The following is a 16040-nucleotide window of genomic DNA, read 5'->3' on the forward strand; positions in this document are numbered from 1 at the left end:
GATAAAGCATTCCTGCGCTGATTCCTGCTTCTATGGCAACTTTTCTCCTTGGTATACCTGCAATAACCATTAAAACCAGTTCAAGCTTTTCTTCTGGTGTCCACACTTTATTGAACACCTTATGTTTTAAAACTTCTGGACCATGTAAATCAACCAATCCAGACCATTCTCGTATATGTCTTTTGAGAGTATCTGGATTCGTACCCTCTGGGATATCTGGATACGAACCTGAATGATACAATTCAACACACATCAGTTTAAACTCATAACTATAACGCATAAAAACACCCTCCTTACTGGTTGTCCAGTAAAGAGGGTACATATCAAAGATATGATACCGGGGATTTAATATTTACGCATAGTTCGTTTTACAATAACTGGATACCTGCATCTGCTGCAGCCTTGCACATGTCTTCCGGCCAGAGAGAAGACTGGACTTCTCCGATATGGGCCTTACGAAGGAAGAACATACAGATACGGGACTGTCCGATTCCTCCACCGATGGTATATGGAAGTTTGCCATCAATGATTGCTTTCTGGAAAGGAAGCTTAGCACGTTCCGGGCAGCCTGCTTTATCAAGCTGTGAGAGCAGTGCAACCTTGTCTACACGGATTCCCATGGAAGATAATTCCAGTGCAATATCAAGGACAGGATAGTATACTAAGATGTCGGCATTTAAAGACCAGTCATCGTAGTCCGGGGCACGTCCGTCATGACGCTCGCCGGATTCTAAGACATCACCAATCTGTAAGATGCAGACAGCACCCTTTGCCTTGGTTATGTAATATTCACGCTCCTTTGGAGTATTTTCAGGGAACATATCCTCTAATTCCTGAGTGGTAATGAAGAAGATATCATGCGGAAGAATCTCTTCAATATAATCGTACTGGATAGCCATATATTTTTCTGTTTTACGAAGACATTTGTATACAGTACGGACAGTATCTTTTAAAGTTTCCATGCTGCGGTCTTTCTTTGCAATGACTTTTTCCCAGTCCCACTGGTCTACGAAGATAGAGTGGATATTATCTGCAATCTCATCGCGGCGGATAGCATTCATATCGGTGTAAAGACCTTCGCCCTCTTTGAAATCATAATGCTTTAAGGCATAACGTTTCCATTTAGCAAGAGAGTGAACAACTTCTGCTTTACGCTCATTCTGTTCTTTGATGGTGAACGTAACCGGACGCTCCACACCATTTAAGTTATCATTTAATCCGGAATCAGGGTCAACGAAAAGTGGTGCTGAAACACGGGAAAGGTTTAAACGCAGGGAAAGCAGATTCTGGAAGAAATCTTTCACTGTTTTAATCGCAATCTGTGTATCATGCAGGTTAAGTTGAGACTGATAATTTTTTGGTATAATCAGATGTTCCATAATAGCTCCTTTTTCATTTTAGTCTGCAATTATTATAGCACAGCAATCCGAGTTTGCAATGGATTATTTGTTTAAAAAAGAGTACAGAAGCGGATATAATTTATCACTGTGTTCAATATAACTTCCATGACCTTCTCCCGGAACAATAACCAGAGTGGCATGCTCAATATTTTCTGCAATCTTTTTTGTAACCTTTTTCTTGATTAAATCTTTTTCACCGGCTAAGACAAGGGTTGGAATCTTGATTTTATGTAAGTCCACCGGCTGGATATCTGGCTCATTGAGCATCATTGTGGAAAAAGGATTCGGATTCTTTTTGCATTCCCTGCGGATGCGGCGGTAGTCTCTTCCTTTGATGTCCTTTGGCGTCAGGTTTGCACCGCTGATCATAAGCTTGGAGAGCTTATCCGGGTATTTCGAAGCTAAGAGAAGTCCGACGATACCGCCGTCACTGAAACCATAAAAGAGAGGGGCCTTTAATTCTAAGGCATCAATAAAAGCTGCCATGTCGTCTGCCATATCCATGTAATGAAGTTCTTTTGGAGAAGCAGAAAGACCATGACCTCTGGAATCGATGGCATAAACGGTGTAATGTTCGGCAAGCTCCGGAATCAGTACATCAAAAATTTCGTGGGTTTCGCCATTTCCATGCACCAGCAGGAAAGGCTGCCCTTCGCCATATTTTTCATAATAGAGAATCTGACCATTTAATTGAATATACATAATGATTATCGTCCTTTAAAATTGATTATTTTGTCATTCTATTTTATAGTAAAGGTAATTCAACTTTTTTAGTGTAGCATTTTATAAAGGAGAAAACAAGATGGAGACAGAACATGTTATGCATACTTTTGCCCCGGTATACGATAAAAAATCCAGAGTATTAATCTTAGGCACGTTCCCGTCGGTCAAGTCGAGAGAGAACCGGTTTTACTACGGCCATCCGAGAAACCGCTTCTGGAAAGTAACGGCGGCAGTATGCGGCTGTGAGGTCCCGGAGACGATAGAAGAAAAGAAGGCATTTCTTCTTGAAAATCATATTGCTATCTGGGATGTTATTGCATCCTGCGACATAGCAGGATCTTCAGACAGCAGCATAACAAATGTTGTGGCAAATGATATTGAACGGCTGTTAACGGAGGCTCCCATCGAGGCTGTTTTCCTAAATGGCGCAAAAGCATACGAATTATTTATGAAATACTGTTCCTGTAAGGATAAGGCAGAAATCTGCAAGCTGCCGTCCACCAGTCCTGCCAATGCTGCATGGAGTCTGGAGCGGCTGATAGAAGAATGGAAGAAAATCAGGAGATAGGATGAAATGTATACAGACAGACAGTTAAAGATTATAGCGATCTTAAAAAGCGCAGATGACTGGATGAGCGGTTCCCTTCTGCGGGAAAATATCGGGGTGAGCAGCAGGACACTGCAGATGGATATTAGGGCAATCAATGAGAAACAGTCAGGAGAGCCTCTGATACAGTCTAATAATCGGCTGGGGTATCTTTTGAAAAATAAGATTGCATTAGAGCAGGAACAGAAAAGTTACGGACAGGAGAACTATGTGCATTCCAAGCAGATTATTACTTTGCTGCTGTTTGAAAAGGAGTATACCAGTATTGGAACGATTTCTGAGCGATTATTCCTTTCCCGGTCATCTGTAACTTCTGACCTGCCGCAGGTAAAGCGGATTATAAGCCGCACGCCGGGGGTAAATCTTTTGGTATCCGGACAATATGGACTTAAGATTCAGGCATCGGAGAATGTAAAGAGAATCATGTGCATGAAGACCATGCAGAGCAGACAGGATTATCATATGTTGTTTTCGGAAGAAGAGATGGAGCAGTTTGCAGAAAATCAGAAAAAGTTACAGGCTGTTCTGGCAGAAGTATTTACCAGAAACCAGTTTATCGTATCGGGAGAAGCCTATCATGATTTTGCACGTTATCTGGCAGTATGCATGATGCGAAGCCAGATGGGATTTCCGGTAACAGAGGAAGAGGATGGCACAACTGAAATGCCTGGCAGACTTTCTACTGAGCTGGTAGATGAAATCGAAAAGGTGTGCACCTATCGGTTTAAGGAGAAGGAAAAGCAGAATGTAGAGGCACGGTTAAAGGAATTGAATATGGTCTGTAAGGAGACGGACATTCAACTGGATATGCTGCAGAAATTAGAAGTATTTATCCAGCGGGTGCAGGAGGAAACCGGACTTAAATTGCAGGTGGAGCGGGACCTTTTAGAGGTTTTATCAGACCATGTGTCAAGAATGGAACTCCGGATTCAGAATGGACGTAATAATATCGGTAATCATACCAAAGAAATGGCAAAGCGGTATCCGCTGGAAATGCATCTTTTAAGAACCTGTTTAAGTCCTGTTTTAAATACAGAGATTCCGGATGCGGAAATGGGCTATCTGGTGCTTTATTTTGCATCTGCAATTGAACGTAACAGAAGAAAGCCGGATATTTTATTTATCAGTGACCAGAGTGCCAGCAGCATTTATAATGTACAGAATAAATTAAAAGGCTTCTTAGGGGAGCGAATCAGTGAGATAACAGTTATCCCGGAATATTTATTTGAACAGAGAAAGGAGTGGTATTGCCGGAATTACCAGCTTCGGATTACATCGGAAAAGGAGCTGGTATTAAAGGATGCTTCCTTTACTTATCTCGACCTCTTTGCAGACAATGAGCAGATTATGCGGCTGGGGAGAAATGTTGATAAGCTTGAAAATAACTACTGGAAGGAAAAGGAAGAAAAGCTCCGGAAAAAATATGGCACAAAGGACAGTCTGTATCTGATAGAAGAAGTGGCAGACTTTGATGATTTAAAGAAAAGAATCGGTTATGGATATCCGGAACAGAAGGTGTCGAAGGAGACCATCGGAAGCAGCCGTCTTTCTATGATTGACCATGAGCAGGATGGCAGAAATAAGATTTATCGTATTTATCTTAAAAAGCCATTTTCTTATGGCGGTAAGCAGATTACAGAAGTTATTGCGGCACATTATGGCGGAGAAGAGGATATGATAGAATTCTTTGACTATGTAAAAGAGCTGTTAGGTGGACAGAGCTAGGCAGAGGATTTCGCTATTAGTGACGCAAAAGTATAAATTTCCTGAAACATAAAAGCACGGTATAATAAGCTTAACAAAATAAATGCGGGTCATTTATGAAAGGAGAATGTTTATGGGAAAAAATTATGAGAAACTGGGAGATGAAATTATTACCCGGCTGGGAGGAGAACAAAATATTACCAAGCTGTTTCACTGTGCTACAAGACTTCGTTTTCAGCTTGCAGATATGTCTAAGGCAGACCTGGAAGGAATCAAGAAGCTGCCGGATGTCATGGGCGTAGTAGAAAGTGTTGGCGGTGTTCAGGTTATCATTGGAAATGATGTAGCATCCGCTTATGCTGCAATTGTAGCAAAGCATAAGATTGAAAACAGCGGTGATGGCAAGATGGTTGAAAAAGCAGATGCAGCACCGGAGAAAAATGGAATTGTATCAAAAATTCTCAATGTGCTTTCTGCCATTTTAGGACCGGCAATTCCACTGATTATGTGTAGTGGATTGATTTCAGCATTACTGATTATTTTAACCAAGTGCGGACTGAGTACAGAAGGCACAACCTATACCATCATCAGCATGGTTGGAAATGCAGCATTATATTTCCTGCCGGTATTACTGGCATATACTTCTGCCAAGAAATTCGGCTGTGATATTATGACCAGTGTTTTCCTTGGCGCAATTATGATTAGTCCGACATTGATTGGATTAACGGAGCAGGGAAGCTTTGTATCACTTTTTGGACTGCCGGTGAAAACAGTAAATTACAGCTCTACCGTAATTCCGATTATTTTAACTATCTGGATCTTCAGCTATGTAGAGAAGCTGGTAGTTAAAATTGTTCCAGCAGCAGTTAAATTTGTATTTAAACCGTTACTGTCTGTTATTATCATGATTCCAGTTATGTTATGTATTACCGGACCAATCGGAAGCTATTGTGGAGACCTTTTATGCAAAGCACTGACCGCAATCAATAACGTAGCACCTTGGTCTTCTGTATTAATTGTTGGCTGTCTTGCACCACTTTTAGTATTAACCGGAATGCATCTTGCATTGATTCCGCTTGTAATGTCCATGTTTGCAACAGCAGGATATGATAATATGTTATTCGTTGCATTTATCGGAATGAACTTCTCACAGTTCGGTGTAGCATTAGCTTGTATGTTAAAAACTAAAAATAAAAACCTTCGTACACTGGCATCTTCCTGTGCAATTACAGCATTCCTGGCAGGAGTTACAGAGCCTACCCTTTATGGAATCTGTGTACGAATGAAGAAACCTTTGATTGCTACCTGGATTGCATGTATCGTAAACGCAATCTTCTGCGCAATCTTCAGCGTAAGAGTATACAGCTTCGGCGCTCCATCCTTCTTTACAATGCCGATTTTCTTAAATCCAGATGGAACGATGAGTAACTTCTATTTTGCAATTGTTGCAGCAGCAATTACCATTGTAGTAAGCTTTGTATCAACCTGGGTATTAGGATTTGATGACAGCATTTATGGAGAGGAAGCAGCTTAATGGAAAAAAGTCTGAATGTAGTGGAAAAATTATCGGATCAGCTTTATGTGATTACGGAGACAGAGAGTGTGCATTGTTATCTTGTTATAGGAAGTGATAAGGCAATGCTCTTTGACATCGGCTATGGCTATGAAAATATTATGCCACTGGTTCGTACAATTACAGATTTGCCGGTTATGCTTGTGTTAAGCCACGGTGACCCGGATCATGGATTAGGAACAAAATGGTTTGATGAAGTCTGGATACATCCTTTGGACTGGGGAAAGCTTCTTTGGAATGACACTACAGAGATGCGTAAAAAAGCAATGGATTACAGGGTAAATAAAATGCCCTGGACAAAAGAACTGATACCGGAAGAGTTCCCAGAGTGGAGAATCAGCAGTAAGACGAAACCTCATTTTCTCTGTCATGGAGACAGGATTTCACTGGGAGATATTGAATTTATGGTATTACATACGCCGGGACATAGCTATGGACATATTATGCTGCTGGAAGAGGAGAAAAAATGGCTCTTTTCCGGAGACCAGATATCTGCACACAACATCTGGCATTTTCAGGGAAATGATGTGCAGGCTCCCTTCCGGAGTACACTTCACAGCTTGAAGGAGCTGGCATTAAAAGTAACAGAGGATTATAAAATTTATCCGGCACATGACATTATTCCGATTCAGAAAAATTATCTGACAGATTTGATAGACTGTTTCGAATGGGAACTGCAGGAGAATTATAAAAAGGATGCACCATTCCATTCCTTTGCAGGAGACGGCTATCAGCATTTTTATCAGACTGTAAATCTTATATATTCTGATGAGCGGCTGGGTGAATTCCTCGGAAGGAAAATAGAGCGATAGGGGGAGTGTAAGTGGAATTTAAAGAAAATTTCTTATGGGGCGTGGCCACTGCTGCGAACCAGTGCGAGGGAGGATATTTAGAAGGAGGAAAAGGACTTACCATACAGGACTATGTCAAAGGTGGTGGAATCGGAAAGCCACGGATGTTTCGCAGTACCATGGAAGAAGGAGCATTCTATCCGAGCCATGATGCGGTAGACCATTATCATCATTATGAGGAAGATATCCGCCTTTTGGCGGAGATGGGCTGCAAATGTTATCGCATGAGTATCAGTTGGGCAAGAATTTTTCCAACCGGATGCGAAGAGGAGCCAAATCAGGAAGGACTTTCTTTTTATAAAAACATCTTTACCCTGTGCAAATCCCATGGCATAGAGCCAGTGGTGACCTTAAGCCACTTTGAAATGCCATGGTATCTGGTAAAAGAAAAGGGCGGTTTTGCAAACCGGGAAGTAATTGATGATTTTGTTCGTTATGCCTGTTGTGTAATGAATTATTTTAAAGAAGAGGTACATTACTGGCTTTTATTTAACGAGATTAACTTTGGCGTAATGCCAATGGGTGCTTATAAGTCGCTGGGGCTGATTGATGGGAAATATCTCGGCGGGGAAGCATTTATTTCTCTTAAATCCATGACCGTAGACGAAAAAGTAAGATTCCAGGCATTACATCACCAGTTTATTGCCGGAGCAAAAACGGTGATAGAAGCAAGGAAAATCAGCCCGGAAATAAAGGTGGGCTGTATGGTTGGGCACATTACGCAGTATCCGCTGACCTGCCGGCCGGAAGATATGTTAGAGTGCCAGCACAAAGACCGGCTATTAAATAAATTTGCCGGAGATGTAGCCGTGTTCGGCAGTTATCCGTCCTATATGAACCGTTATTTTAAAGAACATCAAATTACGATTCAGAAGGAGCCGGAGGATGATGCAATATTAAAAGCCGGCTGCGTGGACTTCTACACCTTCAGTTATTACATGACAAACTGCGCTACGATAGATGTCGCAGCAGAGCAGACCGATGGAAATCTTTTAGAGGGAGCCAAGAATCCGTATCTGACCGCTAGTGAATGGGGCTGGCAGATAGATCCGAAGGGACTGCGCTATACATTAAATGAACTTTGGGACCGCTATCATCTTCCAATGATGGTGGTGGAAAATGGATTTGGTGCACCGGATGAAGTCGATGCAGATGGAAGCATCCACGATGATTACCGTATTTCCTATCTCAATGACCATATCGCAGCAATGGGTGAGGCAATCGAGGACGGTGTAGACCTGTTCGGCTATACCATCTGGTCAGCCATGGATCTTGTCAGTGCCGGAACCGGCGAAATGAAAAAGCGTTACGGGCTCATTTATGTGGACAGACATGATGACGGCAGCGGAGATTTTAAGAGAATCCCAAAAGACAGCTATTACTGGTATGCAAAGTGCATTCAGGAAAATGGAAAAAATATTACCGCATAAAGGATTGTGGAGATAAAAAGTAAGATGCGTACAGCGGGTATTGGGTATGCATCTTACTTTTTTACGCTGCAACGCATCCGTAAGAAGCTGCCGGTGGCAGGTTCTGCAGGTGAGTAGCGAGAAATCTGGGGGGCTGTTAGAAAATTTGACACAATAGAAAATGCATGATAAATTTACTCTGAAAAAAGAGAAAGAAGGAAGAAGCACATGGAGAAAATCGCAAGCTTTACAATTGACCATATTAAACTGCAGCCGGGTGTCTATGTATCAAGAAAGGATGCAGTAGGAGACAGTACAGTAACAACCTTTGATTTAAGAATGACATCACCAAATGATGAACCGGTTATGAATACCGCAGAGGTGCATACCATAGAACATCTTGGTGCAACCTTTTTAAGAAACGACGCAGAGTATGCCAGCAAGACCGTATACTTTGGACCAATGGGCTGCCGGACCGGCTTTTATTTATTGCTGGCGGGAGACTATACATCCAAAGATATCGTGCCACTGATGATTCGCATGTTTGAGTTCATCCGTGACTTTAAAGGTGAGGTACCGGGCGCAAGTCCAAAAGACTGCGGCAACTATCTTGATATGAACCTTGGTATGGCAAACTATCTGGCAGACCGCTATTTAAATAATGTGCTCTATCATATTGATGATGCACACCTGAATTATCCGGCGTAGAGGATGCTTGGAAAATTGGCTTTAAAGCAGATATGAAAAATGTATTGCGTAATGCATAAGTAGGAAATCAGCAGAAAGAGGAAAGAAAACATGAGTAAAATCGGAATTATCGGAGCTATGGAATTAGAAGTAGCAACATTAAAGAAAAATATGGATACAGACCAGATTACAAAGAAAGCCGGTATGGAATTCCATGAGGGCAATTTAAACGGAATGCCGGTAGTAGTGGTACAGTGTGGCGTAGGAAAAGTAAATGCAGGAATGTGCGTGCAGATCCTTGCAGATTTATATGATGTAACACATATTATCAATACCGGTGTAGCAGGCTCTTTGAATCCTGCATTGGATATCGGAGATATTTTAGTATCTAAGGATGCTATTCAACATGACATGGATGTGACACCATTAGGCTATGCAAAAGGACAGATTCCGGGATTAGAGCAGCTTGCTTTTGTGGCAGATGAAAAGTTGTGTAAGACTGCTGTAGAGGTATGTAAAAAAGTAAATCCGGATATTCATGTAACAGAAGGCCGCGTAGTAAGTGGAGACCAGTTTATTTCCAGCAAAGAGATAAAGGATGCATTGATTGCAGAATTTCATCCGGACTGCACGGAAATGGAGGGAGCTTCCATCGCGCAGGCAGCAACTTTAAATAACATCCCATATGTAGTCATTCGTGCAATTTCAGATAAAGCAGATGGCTCTGCACAGGAGGATTATCCAACTTTTGAAAAGAAAGCAGCAGAGCATTGTGCAAAGTTAGTACAGGAAATGATGAAGGAGCTGTAAGAATCTTTGAATTGGGTAAAAAACCGCAGAAATGCCAGCCTTTTACCCTGACAAGAGTCAGCGAAGCCAGAATTCCCAGCTCCTCCAGGAATCCGCAAAAAAAATACAACCCGGATATTTGTAATGCCCCTAAAACTATGCTTTTTAGGAAGCAACAAATATCCGGGTTGCATTTTTGCAGTCATCTTACATAAATTTCATAAACATATTCAAAAACCGTAAATAGTCATCATAATTAAAGAAGCGGTCAAGAATATCCTGCAGGGCATCCTGTTCAAGGGAATCCCACTGGTCAACAGAAAGGGAATTATCTGCAGTGCCTGCATTGTAGGCAGCATTGCTGTTCGCACTTGCAGCAACGGCTGTTCCGTCCGGAAGAGTGACACCTTCCTGCATATAGCCGGTAATCTTGGCTACATAATTCTGGGTTTCTTTAAATGGAGGAATTCCACCGTATTTTGCTACGTTGCCGCTGCCTGCATTGTAGGCGGCAAGAGCAAGGGAGGTATCTCCGTTGTATTTATTTAAAAGCTCGCTGATATATTTGGCACCTGCCATAATATTCTGTTCCGGGTCATAAGGGTCGGTACAGCCAAAATAAGAAGCAGTGGAAGGCATTAGCTGCATGATGCCCATGGCTCCTGATTTTGAAGTGGCATTTGCCTGAAAATTGGATTCCTGCTTTGCCATGGCGGTCAGAAGAGAAACAGAGACACCATAGGTATCGGCGGCTTTTTGAAAGATAGATGCAAGGGAATTGTTGCCTGCATTATTTAAATAGGATTCAAAATTATTTACACCGTTTACAGAGGTTGTGGAAGCAGCGGTACTTCCAAGCGCAGCGGTAATCGGATCAATCTGCATGAATAGAACTCCTTTCATAATCTGAAATTCTTTTTTCTCATTAAGATGCGAATTCCAGGCTGTGTATTAAAATTACAATTTATGCTAGTATAGCATAAAAAACTTGTTTTTTGAAGTCTCATATTGTAGAGTTATTGTGTTTCATGTAGAAAGGGCGAATTAGAAAGAAGGATTACAGAATGAAACAAAATGGCTATGTCAAAGCAGTGAAAGCAGCATTTCCGTATACGATACCGGTATTGACAGGTTATCTTTTTATAGGAATTGCATTTGGCGTGATGTATCAGGAAAAAGGCTACAATTTTCTTTGGGCAATCCTGATGAGTATCTTGGTGTACGCCGGAAGCGGACAGTATCTGGCGGTTAATTTCTTTGCACCGGGAGTCAGTTTCCTGCAGATTATATTCTTAGAATTTATGGTAAATATCCGGCATGTCTTTTATGGACTGTCTTTAATAGAAAAATTCCGTGATATGGGAAAAAAGAAATTATATATGATTTTTTCCCTGACAGATGAGACCTATTCCTTATTCTTTATTACAAAAGTGCCGGAGGGCGTGGATGAGCACAAATTCCTATTCTCCATAGCATTGTTAGACCAGCTTTACTGGATTACTGGCTCGGCTATCGGAGCCATTGCCGGAACGCTGATTCCGTTTGACACAACGGGTATTGATTTTGCCATGACAGCATTGTTTGTCGTAATTTTTGTGGAGCAGTGGCTGACCAGCAGGAATCATTTGCCGGCGCTGACCGGAATTGCAGCATCTCTTATCTGCCTGCTTATCTTTGGTAGTGATAATTTCATTCTGCCATCCATGATTTGTATTATGATAATTCTGTTATCCGGTCGTAAGGTGATGGAAGAAAAGGAGGTAGCGGAAAATGCCGATTAGTGTGGAACGGTCATTATTAATTATTGTGGTTTGTGGATTGGTTGTATTTACAACAAGGGCAATTCCGTTTGTATTATTCAGCGGGAAAAAAGAAATCCCGGAAATCGTAAAATATCTTGGAAAAGTGCTGCCGCCTGCAGTTGTGGGAATGCTTGTTATTTATTGCTTAAAGGCAGTAAATGTAGTGAAGTTTCCATTTGGTCTGCCAGAATTTATTGCAGTTTTCGTAGTTATCGTTTTACATGTGTGGAAAAGAAATAATTTACTGAGCATCGGTGTGGGAACCGTGCTTTATATGGTGTTGATACAGACAGTATTTGCGTGATGTTAAAGAAATCTTAAAGACTTGGTGCCTTGGTTCTTAAAGGTTCATTCGATACAATAATGGTGTACTTGGAAAGGGGAAAAGAAAATGTATAACATATTGATATGTGATGATGAACCGGATATCGTGTCCGCGTTAAAAATCTATCTTGCATCGGATGGCTATGGAATTTACGAGGCTTATAACGGTCGGGAAGCAATTGAAATGATGCAGAAAACAGAGATACATCTTGTGCTCATGGATATTATGATGCCGGAAATGGACGGCATCCAGACCATGGTGAAGATTCGTGAGAACAGCAATGTCCCTGTGATTTTCCTGACTGCAAAAAGTGAAGACAACGATAAGGTTTTAGGACTTATGGTGGGAGCAGATGATTATATTACCAAGCCATTTAATCCGGTGGAGGTTCAGGCAAGAGTAAAATCCCAGCTGCGCCGTTATATGCAGCTGGGAGGTGGAAACATGACAAAGAAGAATCTTGCCATCGGTGGCATTGAATTAGATGATAGTGCCAAGGTTGTGACGCTGGATGGAGATGCGGTGAGTCTTACCCCTACAGAGTATGATATTTTGAAACTGTTTATGGAACAGCCCGGAGTTGTATTTTCTCCAAAGGATATCTATCGCAAAGTATGGAAAGATGCGCCGTTTGGCTCAGAAAGTACAGTGGCAGTGCATATTCGCCATCTTCGGGAAAAATTAGAGTATGACCCTGCAAATCCACGGTATTTAAAAGTGGTGTGGGGACAGGGCTATAAGATGGAAAGAGGAAACACGCCATGAAAAAGAAAAAAAGAGGCATCAGAAGAGCAATTGCAGTCATTGCATTTATTCAACTGACTTCAATTGCATTTTTATCTGCAGTATTTACGCTGGAAACGATAGACAGCCAGATCTATCGAAACAGCCAGGAGGAAACAGCGGCAGACTTTCAGGAGCATATTGGCTCCTATCTGGCAGCAGAAATTTTTTCAGACTTTGTAAATTATGATATAGAGGATGCGCGGTCTTTTGCATACAGCCTGGCTGATGAGACGAACTTTAATTTTTATGTATTTAAAAAGAGTGTAGATACTTCCGTGGAACGAATCTGTACCATAGAAAACGGAAATCTGGCAAGCGTCATTCCGGAATACATGGCAATCGTGGGAAATTATGACAGTTATTGCTATCCGGGAATTTCCATAGATGTTTTAAACAGTCCGGAGCAGATATTTACGGAAGTAGAAGAACAGGATGCAAATCTTTCAAGAGGAGATATTTATGCAGTGGCATTCTTCCCGCTGGGGGATTTGACTTATCATGATGATTTGTATTTTAAAATGAAATATATTGATTTTGCATATAAGGTCCGCTATGCAATCTTTGCGGTACTTGCAGGAAGTACGATTGGAGCAGTTATTTTACTGGTTACGCTGGTACGGACTGCCGGAAAGAAGGATGAAGAGGGCAGGATACAGAAAAGTTTTATCGATAAGATTCCATTGGAACTTTATGGACTGATGCTTTATATTGTTGAAGCCGGTGTGGCAGGATTTTTTGGAAACATATGGGGATTTTACGGAACGAACATAGGCTCCCTTGCTGCCATTGTGATACTGGCAGTATTGACAGCGACCCTGCTTTTAGCATTGCTCATGAGCTGCTCAGTAAGGCATAAGACAAAGACGCTGTGGAGCAACACGCTGTTATGCCGGTTTGTAAAATGGCTGAAACAGGCATTGTCTTATATTAAAAAGCATATGCCGTTTATTTATAAAGGTGTAGTGATTGCACTGGGCATTATATTTATAGAATTTATCGGTATTCTGATACTGGAAGGCAGTTACAACTGGGAGGGAATTTTCCTGGTATTTCTGGTAGAAAAGGCAGCACTTTTCCTGATATTCTGCATCATACTGGCAAATCTCAATCAGTTGAAGCAGGGTGGTGAGAAGATTGCAGAGGGTGACTATGATTATCAGATGGACACCAGCCATATGCGTGGAGAATTTAAAAATTATGCAGAGCATCTGAATCAGATTGGAAGCGGAATGCAGACAGCACTGGATGAGCGGATGAAGAGCGAGCATTTTAAAACAGAGCTGATTACCAATGTATCCCATGACATTAAAACACCGCTTACTTCTATTATTAATTATGTGGATTTGCTGACCAAAGAGGATGTGGAAAATCCGAAGGTGCAGGAATACTTAGAAGTGCTGACACGACAGTCTACCCGCCTGAAGAAATTGATTGAAGATCTGATTGAGGCATCCAAAGCTTCATCCGGAGTGCTGAAGGTGAACTGGGAGAAATGTGTACCGGAGGTATTGCTGACACAGGCAGCAGGCGAATATGAAGAACGGCTGGAACAAAAGAATCTGGAACTGGTGATTCATCATCCGCAGGAAGAGCTTGTTGTTCTGGCAGATGGAAGACATCTGTGGAGAGTTTTTGATAATCTGCTGAGCAATATTTATAAATATGCACAGCCGGGAACCAGAGTATATCTTGACCTGGAGCAGGATGAGAAAAATGTTTCCATCATATTCCGTAATGTTTCTAAGAATCCTTTGCATATGAGCGGAGAGGAATTACAGGAACGCTTTGTCCGGGGAGACAGCTCAAGAAATACGGAAGGAAGCGGACTTGGATTATCTATCGCACGGAGCCTGACAGAACTTATGAATGGAACGTTCGGGCTGCTTATCGATGGGGATTTCTTTAAAGTGACGCTGACATTTCCACATCATGTGGGAAATGAATCATAATTGAGAAAAAGTCTTAAGATACAATATAAAAATGATAATGACGGGTTGACAAGTCACAATGGGAATTTTAGAATACTACTTAGCTGAGGCAAGAGGTCTGCGGCGGGAAGCCTGCAGGCGAGAAGGAGACTAACTATTATGAAGAAAGAACCATTTGTGACAAAAGAACAGATTGAAGAAATTGTAAAAACATATCCGACACCGTTTCACCTTTATGATGAAAAAGGCATCCGTGAAAATGCAAAGGCAGTAAAAGAGGCGTTTGCATGGAATCCGGGATTCCGTGAGTATTTTGCTGTAAAGGCAACCCCGAACCCATTTATCTTAGATATTTTAAAAGAGTATGACTGCGGCTGCGACTGTGCATCCCAGACAGAGCTGATGTTAGCTGATTCCCAGGGCTTTGACGGAAAGCATATTATGTTTTCTTCCAATGATACTCCTGCATATGAATATAAATTTGCAGACAAGATTGGCGCAATCATCAACCTGGATGACTTTACCCATATCGACTTCTTAGAGAAGACAATCGGAAAGATTCCGGAGACCATAAGCTGCAGATACAATCCGGGCGGAGTGTTCAAAATGAGCAACGGTATCATGGATAATCCTGGAGATGCAAAATACGGATTTACAACGGAGCAGTTATTTGAAGGCTTTAAGATTTTAAAAGAAAAAGGTGCAAAGAATTTTGGTATCCACGCATTTTTGGCAAGTAATACGGTAACCAACGAGTATTATCCGATGCTTGCAAAACAGCTTTTTGAAGTAGCTGTTAAATTAAAAGAAGAAGTAGGCTGCCATATCAGCTTTATCAACCTTTCCGGTGGAGTTGGTGTGAACTATACACCAGACCAGGAACCAAACGACATCCGTGTTATCGGCGAAGGCGTACACAAGGTTTATGATGAAATTTTAGTTCCGGCAGGTATGGGCGATGTAGCTATCTATACTGAGATGGGCCGTTTTATGTTAGCACCTTATGGATGCCTTGTGACGCAGGCAATTCATGAGAAACATACACACAAGGAATACATTGGTGTAGATGCCTGTGCAGTAAACCTGATGCGCCCTGCAATGTATGGTGCATATCATCACATTACCGTGCTGGGCAAGGACAACAGCGTATGCGACCACAAATATGATGTAACCGGTTCTCTTTGTGAGAACAATGATAAATTTGCCGTGGACCGTATGCTGCCGAAGATTGACATGGGCGATTATCTGGTAATTCATGATACCGGAGCACATGGTTATTCCATGGGTTATAACTACAATGGTAAATTAAAATCCGCTGAGTTACTTCTGAAGGAAGATGGTTCCGTACAGCTTATCCGTCGTGCAGAGACACCGAAGGATTATTTTGCAACATTTGACTGCTTTGACATTTTGAAAAATATGAAAGACCCGGAAAAATAAACTTGCAATCTATTAG

16 protein-coding genes are annotated in these 16040 nt (G+C 41.6%); 12 read left to right on the forward strand and 4 right to left on the reverse strand.

Annotated elements, in window-relative coordinates; translation table 11 throughout:
• The 3 genes from DV740_RS00435 to DV740_RS00445 all read right to left on the reverse strand — a co-directional run.
• A partial coding sequence (locus tag DV740_RS00435; RefSeq protein WP_330415566.1) for a hypothetical protein occupies positions 1-280 on the reverse strand: 280 nt, incomplete at its 3' end.
• 88 nt (positions 281-368) lie between these two features.
• The gene (gene asnA / locus DV740_RS00440; protein WP_117696745.1) at positions 369-1379 is read right to left on the reverse strand and encodes an aspartate--ammonia ligase; all 1011 of its coding nucleotides are present in this window, start codon (positions 1377-1379) and stop codon (positions 369-371) included.
• A gap of 63 nt (positions 1380-1442) precedes the next feature.
• On the reverse strand, positions 1443-2102 hold the full coding sequence (locus tag DV740_RS00445) for an alpha/beta fold hydrolase (protein ID WP_022242683.1): 660 nt from the start codon (positions 2100-2102) through the stop codon (positions 1443-1445).
• 100 nt (positions 2103-2202) lie between these two features.
• Here DV740_RS00445 and DV740_RS00450 point away from each other — a divergent pair, with 100 nt between their 5' ends.
• From DV740_RS00450 to DV740_RS00480, 7 genes are all read left to right on the forward strand, one after another.
• A complete protein-coding gene (locus tag DV740_RS00450; protein ID WP_117696752.1) occupies positions 2203-2691 on the forward strand; it encodes a DNA-deoxyinosine glycosylase in 489 nt (162 codons plus the stop codon).
• Between the two features lie 6 nt (positions 2692-2697).
• The gene (locus DV740_RS00455) at positions 2698-4455 is read left to right on the forward strand and encodes a BglG family transcription antiterminator (RefSeq protein ID WP_118087243.1); all 1758 of its coding nucleotides are present in this window, start codon (positions 2698-2700) and stop codon (positions 4453-4455) included.
• Positions 4456-4567: 112 nt separating this feature from the next.
• A complete protein-coding gene (locus DV740_RS00460) occupies positions 4568-5968 on the forward strand; it encodes a PTS transporter subunit EIIC (RefSeq protein ID WP_158561485.1) in 1401 nt (466 codons plus the stop codon).
• Positions 5968-6819, forward strand: coding sequence for an MBL fold metallo-hydrolase (locus DV740_RS00465; RefSeq protein WP_118087244.1), 852 nt, complete (start codon positions 5968-5970; stop codon positions 6817-6819). Before DV740_RS00460 ends, DV740_RS00465 begins: the two co-directional genes overlap by 1 nt.
• Before the next feature lie 11 nt (positions 6820-6830).
• Complete coding sequence (locus tag DV740_RS00470; RefSeq protein ID WP_118087245.1) at positions 6831-8288, forward strand: glycoside hydrolase family 1 protein; 1458 nt, start codon at positions 6831-6833, stop codon at positions 8286-8288.
• Between the two features lie 207 nt (positions 8289-8495).
• Positions 8496-8975 (forward strand): S-ribosylhomocysteine lyase, encoded by a 480-nt coding sequence (locus tag DV740_RS00475; protein WP_117946762.1) that lies wholly within the window; start codon positions 8496-8498, stop codon positions 8973-8975.
• Between the two features lie 90 nt (positions 8976-9065).
• Complete coding sequence (locus DV740_RS00480) at positions 9066-9764, forward strand: 5'-methylthioadenosine/adenosylhomocysteine nucleosidase (RefSeq protein ID WP_118087246.1); 699 nt, start codon at positions 9066-9068, stop codon at positions 9762-9764.
• 186 nt (positions 9765-9950) lie between these two features.
• Here DV740_RS00480 and DV740_RS00485 read toward each other — a convergent pair whose 3' ends face one another.
• Positions 9951-10628, reverse strand: a complete 678-nt coding sequence (locus tag DV740_RS00485; protein WP_022242691.1) for a lytic transglycosylase domain-containing protein — start codon at positions 10626-10628, stop codon at positions 9951-9953.
• 179 nt (positions 10629-10807) lie between these two features.
• Here DV740_RS00485 and DV740_RS00490 point away from each other — a divergent pair, with 179 nt between their 5' ends.
• The 5 genes from DV740_RS00490 (at position 10808) to DV740_RS00510 (ending at position 16024) form a co-directional block, all read left to right on the forward strand.
• Positions 10808-11524, forward strand: a complete 717-nt coding sequence (locus tag DV740_RS00490) for an AzlC family ABC transporter permease (protein WP_118056923.1) — start codon at positions 10808-10810, stop codon at positions 11522-11524.
• Positions 11514-11849, forward strand: coding sequence for a branched-chain amino acid transporter permease (locus tag DV740_RS00495; protein WP_022242693.1), 336 nt, complete (start codon positions 11514-11516; stop codon positions 11847-11849). The genes DV740_RS00490 and DV740_RS00495 overlap by 11 nt, the downstream gene beginning before the upstream one ends.
• Positions 11850-11936: 87 nt before the next feature.
• Positions 11937-12635 (forward strand): response regulator transcription factor, encoded by a 699-nt coding sequence (locus tag DV740_RS00500; RefSeq protein WP_022242694.1) that lies wholly within the window; start codon positions 11937-11939, stop codon positions 12633-12635.
• Positions 12632-14605 (forward strand): sensor histidine kinase, encoded by a 1974-nt coding sequence (locus DV740_RS00505; RefSeq protein WP_118087248.1) that lies wholly within the window; start codon positions 12632-12634, stop codon positions 14603-14605. The genes DV740_RS00500 and DV740_RS00505 overlap by 4 nt, the downstream gene beginning before the upstream one ends.
• Before the next feature lie 138 nt (positions 14606-14743).
• Complete coding sequence (locus DV740_RS00510; protein ID WP_117696774.1) at positions 14744-16024, forward strand: diaminopimelate decarboxylase; 1281 nt, start codon at positions 14744-14746, stop codon at positions 16022-16024.
• The last annotated feature ends 16 nt before the right edge of the window (positions 16025-16040 follow it).

The organism is Roseburia sp. AF02-12, assembly GCF_003461765.1.
Classification (GTDB): Bacteria; Bacillota; Clostridia; order Lachnospirales; family Lachnospiraceae; genus Roseburia_C; species Roseburia_C amylophila.